Origin of the sequence: Vreelandella maris (genome assembly GCF_013371085.1) — a bacterium.
GTDB lineage: Bacteria > Pseudomonadota > Gammaproteobacteria > Pseudomonadales > Halomonadaceae > Vreelandella > Vreelandella maris.
Map to the genome: position 1 here is coordinate 91,583 of NZ_JABWCV010000013.1, position 21,475 is coordinate 113,057.

Sequence of the window (21,475 nt, forward strand, 5' to 3'; positions counted from 1 at the left end):
AGCTTAAAAAAAAGCAAGTTTCCGAGACCGATTAAGCGTCACGCGTTGCTAGTTGGTTGGTAGTTACCCCTTACGCTCAATATCCACATCGCTGGCCTGGGTGAGTGGCGCAGTCGGAGTAACTCAGGACTTAATGGCTAATCATCCATGGGCGTGCTGAGGGGAACATCTTATTACCTTCCGCCGTATAAAATACCTGGGGTTTATGACGTTCTCGATGACAGCATCCGCTCTCATGCTCACTATGCTGATTCCCATGCCTAGGCTCGTGTGCGGCTTTTTCATTACGAGCAAAAGCATTACGTTTTGTGGCGTCCATCATTAACAGCTGAGGGGCAACCATCAGTACTCTAGGGGATAGCGTTCCGCACGTTGGGCAAGCGTGAGAATCACCCGACTCTCGTAGGGGAACAAGCTCATGGAATAAGCCATGGGAAGCACACTTATAATCATAAAGAGGCATACCACTTTCTCCTTAATAGTTTCTGTTTCAAACAGGCAGCGATGTTAAGACGTCGCCGCCTATCTCAATGCTATCAACGCTTGGAAGTCTCTATTTATCTTTTGAGAGTGGTAAGTCAGCCCCCTGAGCGACTTGGGCACCGGGCCCATTGGCATTCGGTTTCACATCAATATCAAAAATATCCGTTGGCAGCCAAAGCGTTGCGCAAGCATTAGGAATATCCACGACGCCGCTAATATGCCCTTGCACTGGCGCGCACCCTAGCAACGAGTAGGCTTGGGCACCGGTATACCCAAACTTTTTGAGATATTCGATGGCATTGAGAACGGCCTGACGATAAGCCACATGCACATCCAAATAGTGCTGCTTGCCCTGCTCGTCTACCGATACCCCTTCAAAAATCAGATAATCATCGTATTTAGGCGTGATAGGACTCGGTTTGAAAATAGGGTTTTTGATGGCGTACTTCTCCATGCCGCCTTTAATCAGGTTAACCCGTAAGTGAATCCAACCGGCCATCTCAATGGCGCCGCAAAAAGTGATCTCCCCATCACCTTGGCTGAAATGTAAATCGCCTACCGATAGGCCGCCATCTTTGACATAAACGGGAAAATAAATGGTTGATCCCCGTGATAAATCTTTAATATCGCAGTTACCACCATGTTCACGAGGTGGTACTGTTCGAGCACCTTCAGCAGCCGCTTGCTGCTTGGCTGTACCCGATAACTTTCCCATATGAGCCGTATCTGCAAAAGGCAGTGCCGCTAACTGTGGTATACGATCAGGATCCGTATCATAGAGTTCTTTTTCTCGCTTATTCCATTCATCCAACATCTCCTTTGAAGGCAAACAACCAATCAAACCTGGATGAATCAGGCCTGCAAACTCTACACCGGGAATATGGCGGGATTTAGTAAACATACCATTGAAATCCCAAATCGACTTTTGTGCCTCAGGGAAGTGCTCGGTTAAAAAACCACCACCATTTTGTTTGGAAAAGAAGCCATTGAATCCCCATTGGCTCTCTTCAAAGGTACCAATATCGAGAATATCGACCACCAGCAGATCGCCAGGCTCTGCGCCTTCAATACCGACTGGACCTGATAAAAAATGCACCTGAGTTAAATCCACATCACGCACATCGTCGGCGCTATCATTGTTATGGATTTGTCCTCCAGTCCAGTCATGACACTCAATAATAAAGTCGTCACCAGGCTTCACCATGCTGGCCATGGGGATATCTGGATGCCATCGATTGTGAATCTGCTCGTTCTCGTAAGGCGACTGATTAAGGTCAACTTTAATGATTGTTTCAGCCATGACACATACCTCTTGCACGTAACGTCGAATAATGGTTATAGAGAAACCCGTTTTCCCTGTACCACTATGTAAAATCGTTACTCAGGCAGCCATAAGCTAATGCACCACGGCTACTACGTTATATGACGTATAAAAGCTATGGAGCGGTGATGGGCAGAACGCTAAGCGAATGGCTTTCGTTGATGCTGACTTGGAATAATTGCTTATCCGGGTGTTTCAGCAGAGCGCTGGCCAGCACTGGCTCTAGCGTCACGCGCAGCCTTCGTGCTAAATCGCGAGCGCCAAATTTTGGGTCGCGTTTCTCGCACAACCAGTTTCGTGCATCGTCGGTTAGTTGCAGTGAGATTTGCTGTTTAGCGAGGCGTTTATCGAGTTTCGCGAGTTCGATATCCAACAAGGACGACCACCATCGTTCGTTCAGCTTCTCGAAAGGCAAAATACGATCTATACGATTGAGAAACTCAGGGTCGAAATGACGCTGCAGCGCCTGTTCTTGCACGCGGGTTTCTTTGTTTGGCTTCACCCCTAACCAACGACGCCAACCCTGCTCAAAACGGCTGCGATAGGCCACCACGTCAGTAGCACCGATATTGCTAGTCATAAAAATAAGCGTGTTACGAAAATCAATCTTACGTGTACCGCCCGACAGTACTAACTGGCCACTGTCCATTACGTTAAGCAGGCTACGTACCACTTCCTTCGAGGCCTTTTCCAACTCATCGAATAGCACGATACCGGGTTTACTGTAGCTGCCTTGAATGGCATCGATATCAAATAGCGTGTGCCCCTCTTTACTCCCCACATAACCCGGCGGAGCGCCCGTCAATGCCGCCGCATAGTGCTCTTGAGCAAGCGTGTTCATATCGATACGGCACAGCGCATCTGCGCGGCCAGCAATAGCCTCAGCCAGCAGGCGTACCGTCTCGGTCTTGCCCACCCCAGTGGGGCCAAGGAAAAGATTAACGGCTAATGGGCGTTCCTCGGCACCGATGTCAGCCTTGACCACGTACAACATCGCTTCCATGGCATCAAGTACGTGTTCCTGACCAACAATACGTTCGCGCAATCGCTGCATTACCTGTGCAGGGTCAAACCGGAAGCGTAAAGGCCTTCCGTTGGCCTTTGGCTCCCGCTCTAGATCAGCGATCTCGCGACTCTCCTCTAAGCGATCATTAATGAAGGGCATATGTCTAATTCCTTATCTGCCTGCGCCACGCTCCTTACCTTCGACGGGTAATTCACCCACCGGGCATTCGGCGACGCCCACAGTTTTGCGCGTTAGCGCCTCAACGTTTTCTTGCGCCTTCTTGGCATCCATGACCCAGGTACGATAGAAATCAAAAGGACAATCGGCGATACCCTTATCACCGTCACCCGAGGCATGAACACCTGAGTAGCCCCGGTGTAAGAGCTTGAACAGATGGTTTTGCGACTGGTCATTAGCGCGGGCATCGCGAATCTGACTGATCGAAAGCTGGGCAAACTGGATTCCCATGTCCTCCTCGCCACACTCGCCTAGCGTGCGACCATCGAAGCCGATGATCGCCGAATGGCCAAAGTAGGAATAAACTCCGTCAAAGCCGCTGGCATTCGCCACCGCCACATAGCAGTTGTTGGCCCAGGCCATCGACTTAGACATCAACACCTGTTGCTCTTTGGCTGGGTACATATAGCCTTGGCAACGCACGATCAGCTCGGCTCCCTTCATAGCGCAATCGCGCCAGATTTCCGGGTAGTTACCGTCATCACAGATGATGAGGCTAAGCTTCATGCCCTTCGGGCCTTCGGTGACGTAGGTGGTATCTCCGGGATACCACCCTTCGATGGGGCACCAGGGGATGCACTTGCGGTACCGCTGTACGATCTCGCCCTGATTATCAATCAATATCAGCGTGTTGTAGGGCGCCTTATGGGGATGATCTTCATGCCGTTCCCCGGTGAGCGAAAACACGCCCCAGGTATTTGCTTCCCGGCAGGCGGCTGAAAAAATCGCCGTTTCATCGCCGGGAATAGTCGCGGCGGTGGCCATCATTTCATCGTTGTCATACATGATCCCCATGGTGCTGTATTCGGGAAAGATCACAAGATCCATTCCGGGCAATCCAACTTTCATACCTTTGATCATTTCAGCGATATTGCGTGCGTTGTCTAACACCTCTTCACGAGTATGTAGGCGCGGCATTTTGTAATTGACTACGGCCACACCGACGGTATCGGCACTGCTGGAAATATCTCCATGACGCATAAGATTCACTCCTGGGCTTGTTGAGCATTGATTAATAAAACAATGGCTTGATTAGAAAACAGACAGGTCAAACAGCCAGATAGCTGGCGATCTTGGCTTGATCGGCAGTGGCTCGACTCTCTTCATGAATAAACTCTCCCCGCTCAATGACGGTAAGTCGGTCAGCGATCTCCATGGTAAAGCTGAGTACTTGTTCGGAAACGAGAATGGCGATTTTTTTCATCTCACGAATGTCATTAAGTGTCCGAGCAATCTCCTTAATGATTGATGGCTGAATACCTTCCGTAGGCTCGTCAAGCAGCAATACTTTGGGCTCAGTGACAAGCGCCCGAGCAATGGCGAGCTGCTGTTGCTGGCCGCCAGAAAGGTTGCCACCTTTACGGTTGCGCATATCCAACAATACCGGGAACAGGTCAAAAATTTCCCGCGGCACTTTGCGGGTTCTCGCTGTCTCAAGACCAGATTCAATGTTTTCCATCACCGTGAGGTTGGGGAAAATCATTCGTCCCTGGGGAACATAGGCCAAGCCAGCGGCAACGCGTTTGTGGGCGGGCAGGCCACTCAGTTCTTTGCCATCCAAACGAATACTTCCCGCCCCGCTTGGCAGCACCCCGATCAAAGCCTTGAATAGGGTGGTCTTGCCCATACCATTGCGACCCATGATGGCCAAGGTTTCGTCTTGATTCATGTCGAAACTGACGCCGTGGATAACTTCACTTTGACCATAGCTAACATGTAAACCATTGACTTCAAGCATGATGGTGCTCTCCTTTAATGGCCTAAATAAACATCAATGACGCGCTGATCCTGCTTAAGTGTCTGCATGTCGCCCTCTGCTAGGATTTTGCCTTGATGAAGCACCGTTACCTTGCCACCCAGAGAGGCAACGAATTCCATATCGTGCTCAATGACGATCACTGACCGTCCTTTTGCAATTTTTCGTAACAGATGCGCCGTTTCTTCGCGTTCACTTACGCTCATCCCTGCTACTGGCTCATCTAGCATCAATAGCTCTGGATCTTGAATTAGCAGCATGCCGATCTCCAGCCACTGCTTTTGGCCATGGCTGAGCAAGCCAGCCGATTCATCAAGCCGCGTTTCCAGCTGGATCTCCTTGGCCACTTCATTAATGCGGAGGAGCACTTCCTCGTCACGCTTGAACGCCAAGGCGCCGAAGACACTTCGTCCCCTAGGATAGGAAGCTTCAAGGTTGTCAAACACACTCAGCTCCTCGTAAATAGAAGGCGTCTGAAACTTGCGTCCTACACCCTCCCAGACAATACGATGCTCCCGCATACGGGTAAGCTCTTTGCCCCTGAACTTGATCGACCCTTCACTAGCACGGGTTTTTCCGCAAATCATATCCAGCAGCGTGGTCTTACCTGCACCGTTCGGCCCGATAATGACTCGTAACTCACTCTCATCCATGTATAAGTTCAGACCTTCAATGGCTTTGAAACCATCAAAAGAGACTGTTAAGTTTTCAATAGAGAGTAGAAAATTAGTGTTCGAGCTCATGGCCTTTTCTCCTGCAACGGCTCTTGAAAACCACCACTTGAAGCAGATGAACGAGCCTTTCTATCGCCGAGCCAGCGTTCAAAAGGGGTGCGCATACGGTGACCAAAGCGGCCATAAATGCTGGCCAATCCGTAGGGCAGCACCAGCACGACCAAGATAAAAACGGCACCTATCAAGAACTGCCATAGTTGCGGGTAGGCTTCGGCAAACATGGTTTTAGCAAAGCTGACCAATAGCGCCCCATAGACGCCACCCACCAGTGACAATCGCCCGCCCACTGCGGCAAAAATCACAAACTCGATGGAGGGCACGATGCCGATGAAGGAAGGTGACATAAAGCCAACCTGGAGTGTGAACATCGCGCCACCGATGCCGGAAATGAACGCCGCCAGGCAAAAGATGAACACCTTAAAGTTGGCCACGTCGTAACCGGAAAAGCGCACGCGCTCCTCTTTATCGCGCAAAGCGGTCAGAATGCGACCATATTTGCAGTTCAGTACCCAACGACCAATCAGCAAGCACCCGATTAACAAAACGGCGTTAAGGTAATACAGCAGATAGCGGGCGCTATCATCGCGAATATCCCACCCCATCAAGGTACGCAGATCGGTGATGCCATTAATGCCACCGGTATAGCCCTGCTGGCCGATAATCAGGATTGTCAGCACCACCGCTAGGGCCTGGGTGATAATCGCAAAATAAACGCCACTAACACGCCGCTTGAACATGGCAAAGCCAATCAAAAAGGCAAAAGCCGCAGGCAGCACCAGCACCGCGATGATGGTGAACGTTAGGCTATTGAAGGGAACCCAGAACCACGGCAATTCTGTGATACGGTTCCAGTCCATAAAGTCGGGTATGCCCGGCGTGGTCTGGATGCTGGTGCTTTCTGGGTCTGAGGCTTCAATCTTCAAAAACATCGCCATGGCATAGCCACCGATGCCAAAGAAAATGCCCTGCCCAAGACTGAGAATTCCGCCATACCCCCAACACAGCACCAGGCCTAGCGCCACAAAAGCATAGGTCAAATAACGCCCTGCCAAATTAAGGCGGTAAATATCAAACACAAGCGGCATAACAACCATCAGGACGATTGCCAGCAGCAAAATGCTGCCTAAGCCAGCATGACGATCCTGAAAAAAACTGAAAAGTCTGTTCATTAGATAGGACTCCTTAGCGGCGAACCTTGCTAGCCACAAGCCCTTCGGGGCGCAGCAGTAAGATGCCAATCACCGTCAGCAGCGTGAGTACCTTGGCCATAGAGGAACCCAGGAAGAATTCCATAAGTGACTGGGCTTGAGCGATGGAGAAGGCAGACGCGATAGTGCCCACTAGACTGCCCGCTCCGCCAAATACCACCACGAGAAAGGTATCAACGATATACAGCGAACCACTGGTGGGGCCGGTGGAGGAAATGGTGGTAAAGGCCGCGCCAGCAATACCGGCAATGCCACAGCCCAGCGCAAAGGTGACGCGATCAACCCGTTTCGTGTTAATGCCCACCGCGCCGCTCATATCGCGATTGGCGGTAGTACAGCGCACGCGCAGTCCCCAGCGCGAGCGATACAGGAACCACCACACACCTAATGTCACCAGCAGGGTAAGCACCAAGATGGCGATACCGTTAAGCGGAATATCAATCATCATGGTGGGGCGGTAGGAGCCACGTAACCAGTCCGGCACCAACACGCTCACCTCGCGGGCACCGAAGGCTGATCGAAATCCTTGCTGCATGATCAAGGCCAAGCCCCAGGTCGCTAGCAAAGTATCCAGAGGGCGGTGATAAAGATGCCTTATGAGCGCTATCTCGACGACATAGCCGACTAGGAAAGCGCTACCAAATGCGATAGGGATGGCGAAGAAAAGATAGTAGTCAGTCATCCCAGGCAAGGCACCTAGAGTGATAGAACAGAGGTAAGTGGCGTAGGCGCCTATCACCATAAATTCACCATGTGCCATGTTGATAACGCGCATCTGGCCATAGATGATAGCCAGACCTAAGGCCATCAGTAGCAAAACACTAAAAAAACTCACGCCAGCAAAGCCTTGCATGGCAAAAATTGCTAGTAGCTCTTGGGTACTAAATCCACTCATGGCGGCCTCCCCCTGTAACAAAAATCAATATTTGGCAACAACATCACAGCGGCTTGCACCGCCGTGATGTGAATCGAAGCTTATTGATAACCTTCTGGGAAAGGGTTGGGTTCGACGAGATCAGACTCCCACACAACGGTAGCTTGACCATCTTCGTTCCAGCGACCTATGCGTGTTTTGCTCCATAAGTGGCGGTTAGGATGCACTTGGACGTAACCTTCCGGCGCTGTCGTCAACTCGATATCGGCCATGGCAGCAGAAACCGCGTCTACGTCAAAACTGCCCGCTTTCTCGACACCTGCCTTCCATAACCATGGCCCGAGATAGGCGGCTTGTGAAACGTCTCCAATAACGCTGTCTTCACCCCAGCGCTCCTTGAACGCTTCCACGAATGCAGCGTTATTTTCGTTATCTAGGCTCTGAAAATATTTCATGGAGGAGTAAAAGCCTTCGACGTTCTCACCACCAATACCGAGAACCTCATCCTCAGTGACCGAAATAGTCAACAACGTTTGATTGTCGGCATTAATCCCTGCGGCATTAAGCTGGCGAAACCAAGCAACGTTACTTCCGCCGACTACCGCCGCAAAAATGACATCAGGTTTGCGAAGGCGAATACGGTTGATGTTGGAGCCAAAGGAAGTGTGTCCCAACGGGGCGTAATCCTCGCCCAACACTTCACCGCCAAGCACTTCTTCAATATGGATGCGGGCAATCTTCATTGAGGTACGCGGCCAGATGTAATCCGAACCGATTAGGTAGAAGGTACGCGCGCCCTGTTCATTCCAAGCCCAGTTAATTCCCGCCAATATCTGCTGGGTGGCTTCCTGGCCGGTATAAATGACATTTGGAGACTCTTCGAGTCCTTCATAGAAAGTTGGGTAGTAAAGCAGGCCGTTCTCACGCTCTAGCACAGGTAGCATTGCCTTGCGCGAGGCCGATGTCCAGGCACCGAAGATGGCCGGAACATTATCCTGAGTTAGCAACTTACGTGTTCGGTCTGCGAAGGTTGGCCAATCACTCGCACCGTCTTCAATAATCGGCTCAATTTGACGACCAAGCACTCCACCCTGTGCATTGATTTGCTCAATCGCCAACTGTTCGGCTTCGACCGAACCTGTCTCACTGATGGCCATCGTGCCTGTCAATGAATGCAAAATACCTACCTGTACCGTATCGTCAGTCACGGCAAGTCCTGTGGTATTGACCTCTTCGGTGGGTGGTGCACTTAAAGCGTGCGACGAAATGCTCAGCGCGATAGGCAGTGCCACAATTCCGGTCAATAAAAAACGCCGCAAATGCGACAGCGTGGTATGTGTCGTCGTCATGATGGTGAGTCCCCAAGTCAGCGAAAACTAAGTCAGCGGAACGCAAGTCAGCGGAAAACCGCGGAATCTTGCTGATCCCTCGCTATTGAGTATGGGGAGACCTAGGTAAGCCAACCATGCGGGGAATGCACCAGACCACTACGTCATTTACCCCATACCTACCCTCTTACCTACCGTTTAAGATCACTAATACGCCTCGGGCATGGACGTTGCATAATTCTTCTCAGCATTGAGCGTTAAGAGGTCATCCAACCCTGCTGGCCGATATCCATTGGCCGATACAAGGCCCGCTATGACAAGCACAAAACAGCGTATATTTCCGGTTAGGCGCAACTACAATAAATGGGTAGCTAATCAAACATTAGAAGATTTTGCGCTACGCTTTACAGCCAAATCCGCACGGCGCTGGAGTGCCAAACGTGTTGCCCTGACGGCTTTAGGAACAATCTCATTTTTGGCTCTGGAAGCGATTGGGGGCGTCATTACTCTCAACTACGGCATTACTAATGCTATTGCCGCCATCGCAGTGGTCACGTTTGTTATTTTTCTGCTCGGCATACCTATCAGCTATTATGCGGCGCGCTACGGAGTGGATATCGATCTCCTGACTCGCGGCGCAGGATTTGGATACCTGGGCTCGACGTTGACATCCCTCATCTACGCCACATTCACTTTTATCTTCTTTGCTTTAGAAGCCGCTATTATGGCGATGGCTTTGGAAGTGTTATTTAACGTTCCTCTTACCTTTGGGTACATCATCAGTTCTCTGGTGGTAATACCTATTGTGACTCACGGCTTTACCTACATTAGTCGTTTCCAAGTGTGGACTCAGCCCCTATGGATATTCCTTCAGCTGTTACCCTTTATTTTTATTTTATTACAGGATCCCGACTCTCTCGAGCGCTGGGTCGATTTCGACAACCATATGATAGGGACTCAAGGTTTCAATTTGCTGTTATTCGGTGCAGCCACAACCGTGATGTTTTCTCTCGTCGCCCAAATAGGGGAGCAGGTCGACTACCTGCGCTTTCTACCCGAAGCTCAGCCTGGTAAAAGCTTGCGTTGGTGGTCGGCAATGCTCGCCGGGGGCCCAGGCTGGATCATTATTGGTGCCGTCAAGGCATTGGCAGGCTCGTTCCTGGCGGTTCTCGCCATTCATCACGGCTTGGCCGCCGAACTTGCTCAGGAACCTATGCATATGTACTTGGTGGGGTTCAGCCATGTCACCACGCATCCTGCCATGTTAATGGCGCTGGCGGGCATTTTTGTTGTGCTTTCACAACTGAAAATCAACGTCACCAATGCGTATGCCGGCTCCATCGCCTGGTCCAATTTTTTCTCTCGACTTACCCATAGCCATCCAGGTCGAGTGGTATGGCTACTCTTCAACGTAATGATCGCGCTGGTACTCATGGAGATTGGCATTTACCGCGCTTTTGAAGTTATTTTGGCCAACTACGCAATGGTCGCAATGGCCTGGATCGGTGCTTTGGTGGCAGATCTAGTAATCAACAAACCGTTGGGGCTCAGTCCGCGCCATATCGAGTTCAAGCGCGCTTACCTCTATGACATCAATCCTGTCGGCTTCGGTGCAATGTTACTGGCGACGGCTGTTGCGCTCGCCGCTAGAGGAGGGCTTTGGGGTGAAACGGCAGCAGCACTCGCATCCTTTCTAGCCTTACTGACCGCGTTTGTTAGCGCTCCGGCTATCGCGTGGCTAACCAAAGGACGCTATTACATCGCCCGCACTCCAGAACCCAAATCGATTCTCCAGGGCCACGGTTGTATCATCTGCGAGCACCATTTCGATATCGAAGATATGGCCTTTTGCCCTGCTTATAACGCACCTATATGCTCGCTCTGCTGTTCTCTGGACGCTCGCTGCAATGATGTTTGCAAGCAGCACGCCACCTTTCAAGAGCAGTTAATGGACTGGTTAGGCGTACTTCTCCCTAATCACATGCTTAAGCATTTCAACTCCCGCATGGGCCATTTCGCCAGCCTATTGATGCTTGTAACCCTGGTGATTGCCGGGTTCTTGATACTTGTTTTCTACCAGCTCCCAGACCTTACGCCTGATGTGGAGGCGTTAATGGCCACTACTTTAGCTAAAATATTAGCCATTCTCGTTATTGTCAGCGGCGTGGTAGCTTGGCTCTTTGTGCTGGCCAGCGAGAGTCGGGTGGTGGCGCATGAAGAGTCGCATCGCCAAACGCGCATGCTGCTAGAGGAGATCGACGCCCATGAGGAAACCGACCGAGAACTACAAAAAGCCAAAGAACTTGCTGAAGCGGCCAACCAAGCTAAAAGCCGCTATCTGACGAGCCTAAGCCACGAGCTTCGCTCACCGCTTAATGCTGCTTTCGGCTATGCCCAGCTCCTTGAGCATGATGACACCATTCCACCTGAGCGCCGAAAAGCGGTCGCCATCATTCGCCGCAGTACCGAACACCTTTCTGATTTAATCGAAGGACTGTTAGAAATTTCCAAAATTGAAGCTGGCCGCCTGGAGCTGTATCGAAACCAAGTACGAGTCAGCGAGTTGATTGATGAACTCGTCGCAATGTTTCGACTTCAGGCTCAGGAAAAAGGCATCGACTTCACTTTTACTAGCCAAGGACGCATCCCGGAGTGGGTCATTACCGACGAAAAACGCCTACGTCAAATACTGATTAACTTGCTCTCCAATGCCATTAAATTCACTAACCATGGCAAAGTATCGCTAAACTTTCGCTACCGCAATCAGGTGGCAGAATTCACTATTCGCGATACTGGAGTAGGTATAGAAGAGGAAGACATTCAACGAATTTTCAAACCCTTTGAACGTGTGCGCAAACCCGGTGTACCAGTTGCCCACGGTACCGGTCTGGGCCTAACGATTACTAAACTACTGACCGATATCATGGGCGGGGATCTACAAGTAATTAGCACACATGGAATCGGCAGTGAGTTTCGGCTTTCGGTAATGCTATCCAGTATAGAGCCCTTAGAGCTTGTAAGATCGCCCCATCAGGTAGTTCAAGGATATCAAGGTGAGCGATGTACTCTGCTGGTGGTCGATGATGATCCCTCTCATCGGGGTCTACTCAGTGACATGCTCACACCACTGGGATTTACGATAATAGAAGCGCCCGATGGGGTGACTAGCTTGGAGCTCTCCCGCCATACCCAATATGACTTGATCTTGATGGATATCGCCATGCCGGACACTGACGGGTGGCAAACCGCTCGCCTACTCCGCCAGCAAGGATTTCAGGGGCCTATTGTGATGCTCTCTGCCAATGCCCGCGAGAGCCAAATGGAAGCGCTTAGCGAAGGGTTGCATAACGACTACTTGATTAAACCCTTCAAGCAGGGAGCGCTTCTTGATGCACTAGCACGGCAGCTACAGCTGAAATGGCATCATCCCCCCCCCTCTTCACCTAATTTTGCTCAGACTCAATTGACAGTCCCAGCCCATATTGACGCGGCATTGCGTGAAGAACTCTTGTCGCTAGTAGAAATCGGCCATATCAGTGGTCTACGTAACACTCTGAACGACGCCCAGTATCATGGAAGGATTAGTTCTTCACTGGCGACAGCGCTGGAAAGTGCTTTAGATCGTTTTGACTTCCACCAAGTGATGCGTTTGCTGGAGAAATTGCCATGAACCCGATTCAGCGTAAGGATCTCATCCTAGTCGTTGATGATTCTGCCGACTCCCTGGGAATGATTCATCATGCTTTAGAGCAGGCTGGATTAACTGCATTGGTAGCGATGGGTGGGGCTCAAGCAATCTCAATCGCGGAGAAAATGACGCCTGACTTAATTCTAATGGACGCCTTAATGCCTGGCATGGATGGCTTTGAGACTTGTCGTCATCTTAAGCTACATACCGAGTTAGCAAGCGTACCGATCATATTCATGACAGGACTAACGGATACCGAAGATGTGGTGCGGGGACTTGAAGCTGGTGGTGTGGACTATGTGACAAAACCCGTTCGGCCAAAGGAATTGGTGGCTCGTATTCGCGTACACCTCAATAACGCCCGCCTCGCCCAAAGTGCTCACACTGCCCTAGATAAACTTGGCCAGGTATCATTCTCAACAGACACGCAAGGAAGATGGCTTTGGGGTACGCCTCAGGCCGAGGATTGGATCAACATAGCTGAAGAGAATTTGATCAACCCACGCACGGAGCTTGCGGAACAAATTAAGCGCTGGCTAACCCGAACGCCGCAAACCGGCGACCAGCTAGCGCTGCCCTTGCCGCATAACGCCTTAAGATTGAGATACCTGGGCGAATCTACCGCAAATGAGCACTTATTCCGCTTGCTGCATCAGGATGGGGACAGCGAAAGCTTGCTTTTACAAAACCAACTCCGGCTAACTAACCGTGAATCACAAGTACTGCTATGGATTGCACAAGGCAAGACTAATCGTGAGATCGGACAAATACTCGAATTGAGCCCCCGAACTGTTAATAAACACTTAGAGCAAGTCTTTCGAAAGCTCGGTGTTGAAAACCGCACATCCGCTGCCGCCATGGCATTCCAGTGTTTAACTAATATTTGACAACAACTTAATTCAACATCCTCGCATAGCCACTATCACCCCTTACGCTCAATATCCACATCGCTGGCTTGGGTAAAGTCATCCAGGGCCATCATATGGCCGAGCTTGCCCGCTTTAGTGGCAAGGTACTGCTCGTTATGCGGGTTCAGACCGGTGGTGATCGGTAAGCGCTCCACCACGTTCACTCCATCGCGGGTCAAAGCATCCACTTTGCGTGGGTTATTAGTCATCAACCGTAGTGAGGTAATGCCGAGATGGTTGAGCATAGGCACGCACAGATCATAACGGCGCATATCAGCACCAAAGCCAAGCTGCTCGTTAGCTTCGACCGTGTCGGCCCCTTGATCCTGCAGATGATAAGCGCGAATTTTGTTTAACAGGCCTATGCCACGGCCCTCTTGGCGCAGATAAAACAGCACGCCACGTCCCTCTTCCGCGATACGCTTGAGCGCTTCCTGCAGTTGGTAGCCGCAGTCGCAGCGCATGGAAAAGAGCGCATCGCCGGTCAAACATTCAGAATGTACCCGCCCCAGCACCGGCACATCGCCGGTCACATCACCCAACGTTAAGGCGATATGATCCTTGCCAGTGGCCTCATCTTCGAAGCCATGCATCGTAAAGGTTGCCCAGGGAGTGGGCAGTTGGGAAGCGGCAATAAAGCGAATGGTCACAGGTTACCTCGCTGACTGACCAAACCAGTTAACCACACCAGTGTTGGCAAAATGGGCAAGTATTCTAACAGGAAGCGGCGCCCGCCTCACGATGGCAACGCGGCTAAAGTTGGCTAATTAGGGGAGAAAAATTGGCCGGGTGCGACGATTTTTGCCACCGGTTACGCCGCCCTAGCGCCTATCTTCAAGTACAATTGCCCACATACGATTTCAAATACGATCCCAAGTACTGTTTCACGAACTGTTTCACGAACTGTTTCCAGTACGATGCGGGCAAATTTCTTAAGAGCAAGTATTTATGACCACCACACCGTTACAAAATGACCGTTTCCTTCGCGCATTAGCGCGCCAGCCCGTTGACCGCACACCTGTATGGATGATGCGCCAAGCGGGCCGCTACCTGCCGGAATACCGCGCCAGCCGTGCCGATGCGGGCAGCTTTATGGATTTGTGCCGTAATCATGATCTGGCCTGCGAAGTCACTATGCAGCCTTTAGAGCGCTATCCACTGGACGCCGCCATTCTGTTTTCTGACATTTTAACCATTCCGGATGCGATGGGCCTGGGGCTCTATTTTGAAACCGGCGAAGGTCCTAAATTTCGCAAAACCGTGCGCACCCAGGAAGAAGTCGCGGCACTGAGCGTGCCCGATGCCGAGCGCGATTTGGATTACGTGATGCGTGCGGTGTCGACCATTCGCCGCGAATTGAACGGCCGCATGCCGCTGATCGGTTTCTCCGGCAGCCCCTGGACGCTGGCGACTTATATGGTGGAGGGCGGTTCCAGCAAGGATTTCCGCCACCTGAAAACCATGCTTTACGATACGCCGGATACCATGCACCAGTTGCTGGATACACTGGCGCATGCGGTCACAGACTACCTGAATGCACAGATTCGCGCCGGTGCCCAGGCAGTGCAGATTTTTGATACCTGGGGCGGCGCACTTTCGACCCCTGCGTATCTGGAGTTCTCGCTGCGCTATATGGAGCAGATCGTTTCCGGACTGATCCGCGAACACGATGGCCGTCGTGTACCGGTGATTCTGTTCACCAAGAATGGCGGGCAGTGGCTTGAGCATATCGCCTGCGCCGGTGCCGATGCCCTGGGTATCGACTGGTCTACTGAGCTTTCCGATGCCCGCGCCCGCGTTGGCCATAAGGTCGCCCTGCAGGGCAATCTGGACCCCAACGTACTGTTTGCCCGCCCCTCGGCTATCCGCGCTGAAGTGGCCCGCGTGCTCGAAAGCTACGGCCACGGCCCTGGCCACGTATTTAACCTGGGCCACGGTATCAGCCAGTTTACTAACCCGGATAACGTCACCGCCTTTATGGAGGCGCTGCACGAGCTTAGCCCGCAATACCATCGGGATATTCCGACGCAACCCAACACAGCGCACTCAGGAGTCAATTGATGAGCGAATTACGCGACGACCAGTGGTTTACCGAAGTCTTTGATAGCCACGGCAGCGCCTTCTCGCTGAAAATCTCTGAAAAGCTGCTGGATGTGCAGAGCCAATACCAGCACCTGGAAGTCTACGCCACAGAGACTTACGGCAATCTGATGGTGCTGGATGGCTGTGTGATGCTGACTGATCGCGATAACTTCCTCTATCACGAGATGATTGCGCATCCGGCCCTGTTTACCCATCAAGACCCTAAACGGGTGGTGATTATCGGCGGTGGCGACTGTGGCACCTTAAAAGAGGTACTTCGTCATCCAGGCGTTGAGAAAGTCACCCAGATTGATATCGATGAAGAAGTGACGAAAGCTTCTGAGCGCTTCTTCCCCTCATTGGTAGAATCGAATAATGATCCGCGCGCTGAGCTGTTGTTCGCTGATGGCGTGAAGTGGGTAGACGATGCACCTGATGAGAGCATTGATGTATTGATTATCGACTCAACCGACCCGGTCGGCCCTGCGGAAGGGCTGTTTAAAACCGACTTTCTCAAGCGCTGCCACCGTATTTTGAAAAGCGGCGGCGTGATGGTACAGCAGAGCGAGTCACCGCTTTACCACACGGGTTCAATCATTCGTGAGCTACGCCACGATATGCTTGAAGCGGGTTTTGACAGCGTCGCCACACTGCCCTTCCCGCAGCCGGTGTACCCATCAGGCTGGTGGAGCGTAACACTGGCGGGTAAAGCCATTGATGTGAATGCGTTCCGCGAGCAGGCAGCCGCCAGCCACGAGCTGCCGCTTGAGTACTACAGCGTTGATGCCCATCGCGGCGCGCTCGCCCTTCCTCCGTTTATGCGCAAGGCATTCGCGGCCGAATAACCCCCCGTTCATCGCGTACTTTCTGTCACCGCCCACCTCAGCTTGCCCTATAAAGGTGCAAAGCGAGGTGGGTGGTAACATTTTTTGCACCTAGACGTTCGTCTCGAATCCATTGAGTAGCGTTGAAAAGCGCTGAATTCACGCCTGTACCCTTGCTGGCATCTTCCTTGCTAGGTTTAGTGACATGCTACGGCATGCATAACTATTTTAATGACGGTTTTTAATCACTTCGAGGGAAACTAAATGTTCAATAAAAAACATCTAGCGCTTCTGGCGTCCGCTGGTTCACTGAGCCTAGCGGGAATGGCGACTGCTCAAGCCGACACCTTAGAAGATACTATTGAGCGTGGTGCCGTTCAGTGTGGTGTGAGCGATGGTTTGCCGGGCTTCTCAGCACCGGATGACGACGGTAATTGGCAGGGTCTGGACGTTGATGTTTGCCGTGCAGTAGCGGCAGCAGTACTCGGCGATGCGGATGCGGTTAACTATATTTCTCTAAACGCCGTTGAGCGCTTCACCGCCCTGCAGTCTGGTGAGGTTGACTTACTTTCACGTAACACCACCTGGACCACTACCCGTGACACCACGCTGGGCCTTAACTTCACCGGCGTTAACTTCTACGACGGCCAAGGCTTCATGGTTTCCCGCGACCTGGGCATTACCGGTGCCGACGAGCTCGACGGTGCTTCTATCTGTATTCAGTCGGGCACCACGACTGAGCTGAACTTGGCTGACTACTTCCGTGCTAACAACATGGAATTCAACCCCATCGTATTTGATACCTCTGAGCAAACCGTGGGTGGTTATCAAGCTGGCCGCTGTGATGTTCTGACCTCTGATACCTCTCAGCTAGCTGCGCTTCGTATTCAGCTAGATGACCCTGAAGCCTCAATGATCCTGTCTGATGTTATCTCCAAAGAGCCGCTGGGTCCTGTTGTTCGTCAGGGCGACGATCTTTGGTTCAACATCGTTAAGTGGTCGCTGTTCGCTATGCTTAACGCTGAAGAGTACGGCGTTACCAGCGAAAACGCTGAAGAGATGCTGAACTCAGAAAATCCTGATGTTGCTCGCCTGCTGGGCCAAGACGGCAACTACGGGGAAGGCATGCAGTTGGAAGCAGACTGGGCTTACAACATCATTAGCCAAGTCGGCAACTACGCTGAAAGCTTTGAACGTAACGTGGGTATGGACTCTCCGCTTGAAATCGAGCGCGGTGTTAACGCCCTGTGGAACGACGGTGGCTTCCAGTACGCTCCCCCGATTCGCTAAGCGTCTCGCTTGACCCCGGCCCGCCACCCTCTTTACAGGTATCTGTTTCAAGGGCCTGGCGGGCCATCTGATTGACCTTCCGTATAGCGGAGACGCCATCCATGTCTGTAAGACCCAACATTCGCCCCGCCGGCCACAAGCCGCCGTTTTGGCGAGACCGCGCTAAGCGCGCACTTATTTTTCAAATCATTTTGGTCGCCGTTGTGGCGGCTTTCCTGATCTATATTATCGGCAATACCCAAGCCAACCTGAATGCCCGCGGCATCACCACAGGCTTTAGCTTTTTGGGCAACACAGCCGGCTTTGGTATTGGTCAAACCTTAATCGAGTACTCTTCCCAGAGTACCTACGGCCGCACCTTCGTGATTGGCTTGCTCAACACGCTGCTGGTCGGGGGGCTGGGGGTCATTGCCGCCTCGATTATCGGGTTTATCGTCGGTATTGCGCGGCTATCGCCCAATTGGTTGATCGCCAAGTTAGCCAACGCCTATATCGAAACCTTTCGTAATATCCCGCTGCTGCTGCAAATTTTCTTCTGGTACTTCGCGGTACTACGTACCTTACCCAGCGCTAGAGAGAGCATGGCGTTTGGCGAAGCCATTTTCCTGAACGTACGCGGGTTGTACTTGCCACAACCGCTGTTTGAATCAGGCTTTGGATTGATCCCTGCTACTTTTGTGGTAGCGATCATTGCCAGCATTGCGTTGGTCATCTGGAATAAGCGCCGCCACGAAGCGACCGGCAAACGCATACCGGTTTTCTGGATCTCGCTGGTGATTATTTTTGGCCTACCACTGCTGGTACTGGTGGCGACCGGCGTTCCGGTCACTTGGGAAATGCCGGTACTGCGTGGTTTTAACTTCGGTGGTGGTATTACTATCATTCCCGAATTTTTGGCCCTGTGGCTGGCGCTTTCCATTTATACCGCATCGTTTATTGCTGAGATTGTGCGCTCGGGCATTCAAGCGATTCCCCATGGCCAAACCGAAGCGGCCCAAGCACTTAGCTTGCCGCGAAAACTCGTTCTGCGTCTGGTGGTGATTCCTCAAGCCTTGCGCGTCATCATTCCGCCGCTGACCAGCCAATATCTCAACCTGATTAAAAACTCCTCTCTGGCCACCGCCATTGGTTACCCCGACCTGGTGTCGGTTTTTGCTGGCACCACGCTCAACCAGACCGGTCAAGCAATCGAAGTCATTGCCATGACCATGGCGGTCTATCTCATCATCAGCTTGCTGGTGTCCATGTTCATGAACTGGTTCAACGCTCGCGTTGCGCTGGTAGAACGCTAGGCCGGAGGCGACCCCATGATTCACAACAAAGAAACCATACCTCAGCGTCCGGCGCCTAAAGGCACGATCGGCCCGGTTGCCTGGCTACGGGGCAACCTGTTCAACGGTCCTATCAATAGTGTTTTCACGCTGTTGGGCCTGTACGTACTGTATCTGCTGGTGGTGCCAACCGTTCAGTGGGCGTTTATCGATGCCAACTGGGTGGGCGACAGCCGCGAAGACTGCACACGGGCGGGCGCCTGCTGGGTCTTCGTCAACGCGCGTTTCTCCCAGTTCATGTATGGCCTTTACCCAAGCGAAGAGTATTGGCGTGCCAACATCGTGTTTGCCATGTTTGCGGCCATTATTGCTTGGATGGTCATTCCTCGCCTGCCCTTTAAGCGCTGGATGGCCCTGTTTGCGCTGCTAATCTTCCCGGTCATCGCCTACGTGTTACTCCACGGCGGCTACTTTGACCTACCGCGTGTCTCGACCCACCGCTGGGGCGGCTTGATGCTGACCCTGCTCTTGGCCAGCGTAGGCATGATTGGCGCGCTACCGATTGGTATCGTGCTCGCCCTTGGGCGACGCTCGAACATGCCCATCGTCAAAACCTTCTGCGTGATTTTCATTGAGTTCTGGCGCGGTGTACCACTGATTACCATTCTGTTTATGGCCTCGGTGATGCTGCCGCTGTTCCTGCCTTCAGAAATCAGCGTGGATCGCCTGGTACGCGCCCTGATCGGCCTCACGCTGTTCCAAAGCGCCTACATGGCGGAGGTGATTCGCGGTGGTTTGCAGGCGATCCCCAAAGGCCAGGACGAAGCCGCCGCGGCGCTGGGAATGACGTACTGGAAGCGTATGGGGCTCATCGTCATGCCGCAGGCACTTAAGATGATGATTCCCGGTATCGTTAATACGTTTATCTCCCTGTTTAAAGACACCACCCTGGTGATGATCATCGGGCTGTTTGACCTGTTGGGCATTGTGCAAGCGGCGCTTTCCGACTCGCGCTGGCTGGGCTTCTCAATAGAGGGGTATGTATTTGCGGCGTTTGTGTTCTGGATTTTCTGTTTCAGCATGTCGCGCTACAGCCAGTACCTGGAACGCAAGCTTAATACCGGCCATAAGCACTGATGCCGCATCTCTTTACGATTTAAGTAGGATTTCAACATGACACAAGCAGCCACTAACACCTCTGACACCAGCACTTCTGACCTGATGGTCGAGATGCGCAACGTCAATAAGTGGTACGGCGATTTTCACGTACTGCGTGATATCTACCTTGAGGTAAAACGCGGCGAACGTATCGTGGTATGCGGCCCTTCGGGGTCGGGTAAATCCACGCTGATTCGCTGCATTAACCACCTTGAAGAGCACCAAAAAGGTGAAATTGTGGTGGGCGGTGTACCGCTGACCCAAGACGTTAAGCGTATAGAGCAGATTCGCCGCAGCGTGGGTATGGTGTTTCAGCACTTTAACCTGTTTCCTCACTTAACGGTGCTGGAAAACTGCTGTATCGCGCCAATGTGGGTTCAGAAGAAGCCCCGTAAAGAAGCCGAAGCGCTGGCCATGGAGTACCTTGAAAGGGTGCGCATTGCAGAGCAGGCCACCAAGTACCCCGGGCAGCTTTCGGGGGGCCAGCAGCAACGCGTGGCCATCGCCCGCTCACTGTGCATGCACCCTGACGTCATGCTGTTCGATGAGCCCACCTCCGCCCTCGATCCCGAGATGATCAAAGAGGTGCTCGACGTTATGGTGGAGCTTGCTGAAGAGGGCATGACCATGATCTGTGTCACCCACGAAATGGGCTTCGCCAAAAAGGTCGCTGACCGAGTGATTTTTATGGATCAGGGCCAAATCATTGAAGAAAACGCGCCTGAGCCGTTCTTCAATAACCCGCAGTCTGAGCGCACCCAGTTGTTCCTGAGCCAGATTCTGGGGCATTAACCCACAGCCCACCTGACAAAGCAGCTGTTGATAAGTACGTCATCATGGGCCTCATTTGAGGCCTATGATGGTTAACAGACTTTAAAAAACGGCTATCAAATAAAGGACAAAAGCATGATTGAAAAGCTGTTTATTGACCGCGCGCCACAGCCCATCGCACCGTTTTCTCATGCGTGCCGCGTAGGTGATCTGGTGTTTATCACTGGGCAAATGCCGACCGTGCCGGAAACCAACGAAATGCTGCTGGGCACTTTCACCGAGCAGACACACCGGGTGATGCAGAACCTGGCGATTGTGCTGGAAGAAGTCGGCAGCGCTTTTGAATATGTGGTGCAGTCTAGGGTGTTTATTACCAATATGGGCCATTTCGATGAAGTGAATAAGGTCTACGCGAGCTACTTTCCGCAGCCGCTACCTACCCGCACCTGCATTGGCGTAACCGGCTTAGCGGGCGGCGCCGATGTGGAAGTCGATATGATCGCCTGGATTCCGCCGTCGCAGCAATAAACCTTATC

At 52.1% G+C, this 21,475-nt stretch carries 19 protein-coding genes; 9 read left to right on the top strand and 10 right to left on the bottom strand.

Going from position 1 to position 21,475, the window contains the following annotated elements; all coding sequences use genetic code 11:
• Window positions 1-130: 130 nt before the first annotated feature.
• The 9 genes from HUO07_RS12965 to urtA all read right to left on the bottom strand — a co-directional run bounded on the left by HUO07_RS12965 (window position 131) and on the right by urtA (window position 8,968).
• The gene (locus tag HUO07_RS12965) at window positions 131-463 is read right to left on the bottom strand and encodes an FmdB family zinc ribbon protein (protein ID WP_176303922.1); all 333 of its coding nucleotides are present in this window, start codon (window positions 461-463) and stop codon (window positions 131-133) included.
• 90 nt (window positions 464-553) lie between these two features.
• On the bottom strand, window positions 554-1,783 hold the full coding sequence (gene fmdA / locus HUO07_RS12970; RefSeq protein ID WP_176303923.1) for a formamidase: 1,230 nt from the start codon (window positions 1,781-1,783) through the stop codon (window positions 554-556).
• A gap of 136 nt (window positions 1,784-1,919) precedes the next feature.
• A complete protein-coding gene (locus HUO07_RS12975) occupies window positions 1,920-2,969 on the bottom strand; it encodes an AAA family ATPase (RefSeq protein WP_176303924.1) in 1,050 nt (349 codons plus the stop codon).
• 12 nt (window positions 2,970-2,981) lie between these two features.
• Entirely contained in the window at window positions 2,982-4,028 is a 1,047-nt protein-coding gene (locus HUO07_RS12980) for an aliphatic amidase (RefSeq protein WP_176303925.1), read from the bottom strand.
• A 67-nt stretch (window positions 4,029-4,095) separates the two neighbouring features.
• Window positions 4,096-4,785 (bottom strand): urea ABC transporter ATP-binding subunit UrtE, encoded by a 690-nt coding sequence (gene urtE / locus HUO07_RS12985; protein WP_176303926.1) that lies wholly within the window; start codon window positions 4,783-4,785, stop codon window positions 4,096-4,098.
• Between the two features lie 14 nt (window positions 4,786-4,799).
• Entirely contained in the window at window positions 4,800-5,546 is a 747-nt protein-coding gene (urtD, locus tag HUO07_RS12990; protein WP_176303927.1) for an urea ABC transporter ATP-binding protein UrtD, read from the bottom strand.
• Entirely contained in the window at window positions 5,543-6,706 is a 1,164-nt protein-coding gene (gene urtC, locus HUO07_RS12995) for an urea ABC transporter permease subunit UrtC (protein WP_176303928.1), read from the bottom strand. The genes urtD and urtC overlap by 4 nt, the downstream gene beginning before the upstream one ends.
• 13 nt (window positions 6,707-6,719) lie before the next feature.
• The gene (gene urtB / locus HUO07_RS13000; protein ID WP_176303929.1) at window positions 6,720-7,640 is read right to left on the bottom strand and encodes an urea ABC transporter permease subunit UrtB; all 921 of its coding nucleotides are present in this window, start codon (window positions 7,638-7,640) and stop codon (window positions 6,720-6,722) included.
• 80 nt (window positions 7,641-7,720) lie between these two features.
• Window positions 7,721-8,968: an urea ABC transporter substrate-binding protein gene (gene urtA / locus HUO07_RS13005; protein WP_176303930.1), complete on the bottom strand. Its 1,248-nt coding sequence runs from the start codon at window positions 8,966-8,968 to the stop codon at window positions 7,721-7,723.
• A gap of 292 nt (window positions 8,969-9,260) precedes the next feature.
• Between urtA and HUO07_RS13010 the strand changes: the two genes are divergently transcribed.
• Together HUO07_RS13010 and HUO07_RS13015 are read left to right on the top strand one after the other, a co-directional pair.
• The gene (locus HUO07_RS13010) at window positions 9,261-12,617 is read left to right on the top strand and encodes an ATP-binding protein (RefSeq protein ID WP_176303931.1); all 3,357 of its coding nucleotides are present in this window, start codon (window positions 9,261-9,263) and stop codon (window positions 12,615-12,617) included.
• A complete protein-coding gene (locus HUO07_RS13015; RefSeq protein WP_176303932.1) occupies window positions 12,614-13,522 on the top strand; it encodes a response regulator transcription factor in 909 nt (302 codons plus the stop codon). Before HUO07_RS13010 ends, HUO07_RS13015 begins: the two co-directional genes overlap by 4 nt.
• A 35-nt stretch (window positions 13,523-13,557) precedes the next feature.
• Here the strand turns inward: HUO07_RS13015 and ribA are convergent, their stop codons facing one another.
• Entirely contained in the window at window positions 13,558-14,193 is a 636-nt protein-coding gene (gene ribA / locus HUO07_RS13020) for a GTP cyclohydrolase II (protein WP_008957523.1), read from the bottom strand.
• A 298-nt stretch (window positions 14,194-14,491) separates the two neighbouring features.
• Here ribA and hemE point away from each other — a divergent pair, with 298 nt between their 5' ends.
• The 7 genes from hemE (at window position 14,492) to HUO07_RS13055 (ending at window position 21,467) form a co-directional block, all read left to right on the top strand.
• Window positions 14,492-15,604: a uroporphyrinogen decarboxylase gene (gene hemE, locus HUO07_RS13025; RefSeq protein ID WP_176303933.1), complete on the top strand. Its 1,113-nt coding sequence runs from the start codon at window positions 14,492-14,494 to the stop codon at window positions 15,602-15,604.
• Window positions 15,604-16,470 (top strand): polyamine aminopropyltransferase, encoded by an 867-nt coding sequence (gene speE / locus HUO07_RS13030; protein ID WP_176303934.1) that lies wholly within the window; start codon window positions 15,604-15,606, stop codon window positions 16,468-16,470. Before hemE ends, speE begins: the two co-directional genes overlap by 1 nt.
• 243 nt (window positions 16,471-16,713) lie before the next feature.
• Window positions 16,714-17,739 (top strand): amino acid ABC transporter substrate-binding protein, encoded by a 1,026-nt coding sequence (locus tag HUO07_RS13035; RefSeq protein WP_176303935.1) that lies wholly within the window; start codon window positions 16,714-16,716, stop codon window positions 17,737-17,739.
• Window positions 17,740-17,840: 101 nt separating this feature from the next.
• A complete protein-coding gene (locus HUO07_RS13040) occupies window positions 17,841-19,031 on the top strand; it encodes an amino acid ABC transporter permease (protein ID WP_176303936.1) in 1,191 nt (396 codons plus the stop codon).
• A 15-nt stretch (window positions 19,032-19,046) separates the two neighbouring features.
• Window positions 19,047-20,147 carry an amino acid ABC transporter permease gene (locus HUO07_RS13045; RefSeq protein ID WP_101146860.1) on the top strand — a complete coding sequence of 367 codons (1,101 nt, stop codon included), beginning with the start codon at window positions 19,047-19,049 and terminating at the stop codon, window positions 20,145-20,147.
• 84 nt (window positions 20,148-20,231) lie between these two features.
• Window positions 20,232-20,960 carry an amino acid ABC transporter ATP-binding protein gene (locus tag HUO07_RS13050; RefSeq protein ID WP_035583650.1) on the top strand — a complete coding sequence of 243 codons (729 nt, stop codon included), beginning with the start codon at window positions 20,232-20,234 and terminating at the stop codon, window positions 20,958-20,960.
• Window positions 20,961-21,074: 114 nt separating this feature from the next.
• Window positions 21,075-21,467: a RidA family protein gene (locus tag HUO07_RS13055; RefSeq protein WP_022521312.1), complete on the top strand. Its 393-nt coding sequence runs from the start codon at window positions 21,075-21,077 to the stop codon at window positions 21,465-21,467.
• The last annotated feature ends 8 nt before the right edge of the window (window positions 21,468-21,475 follow it).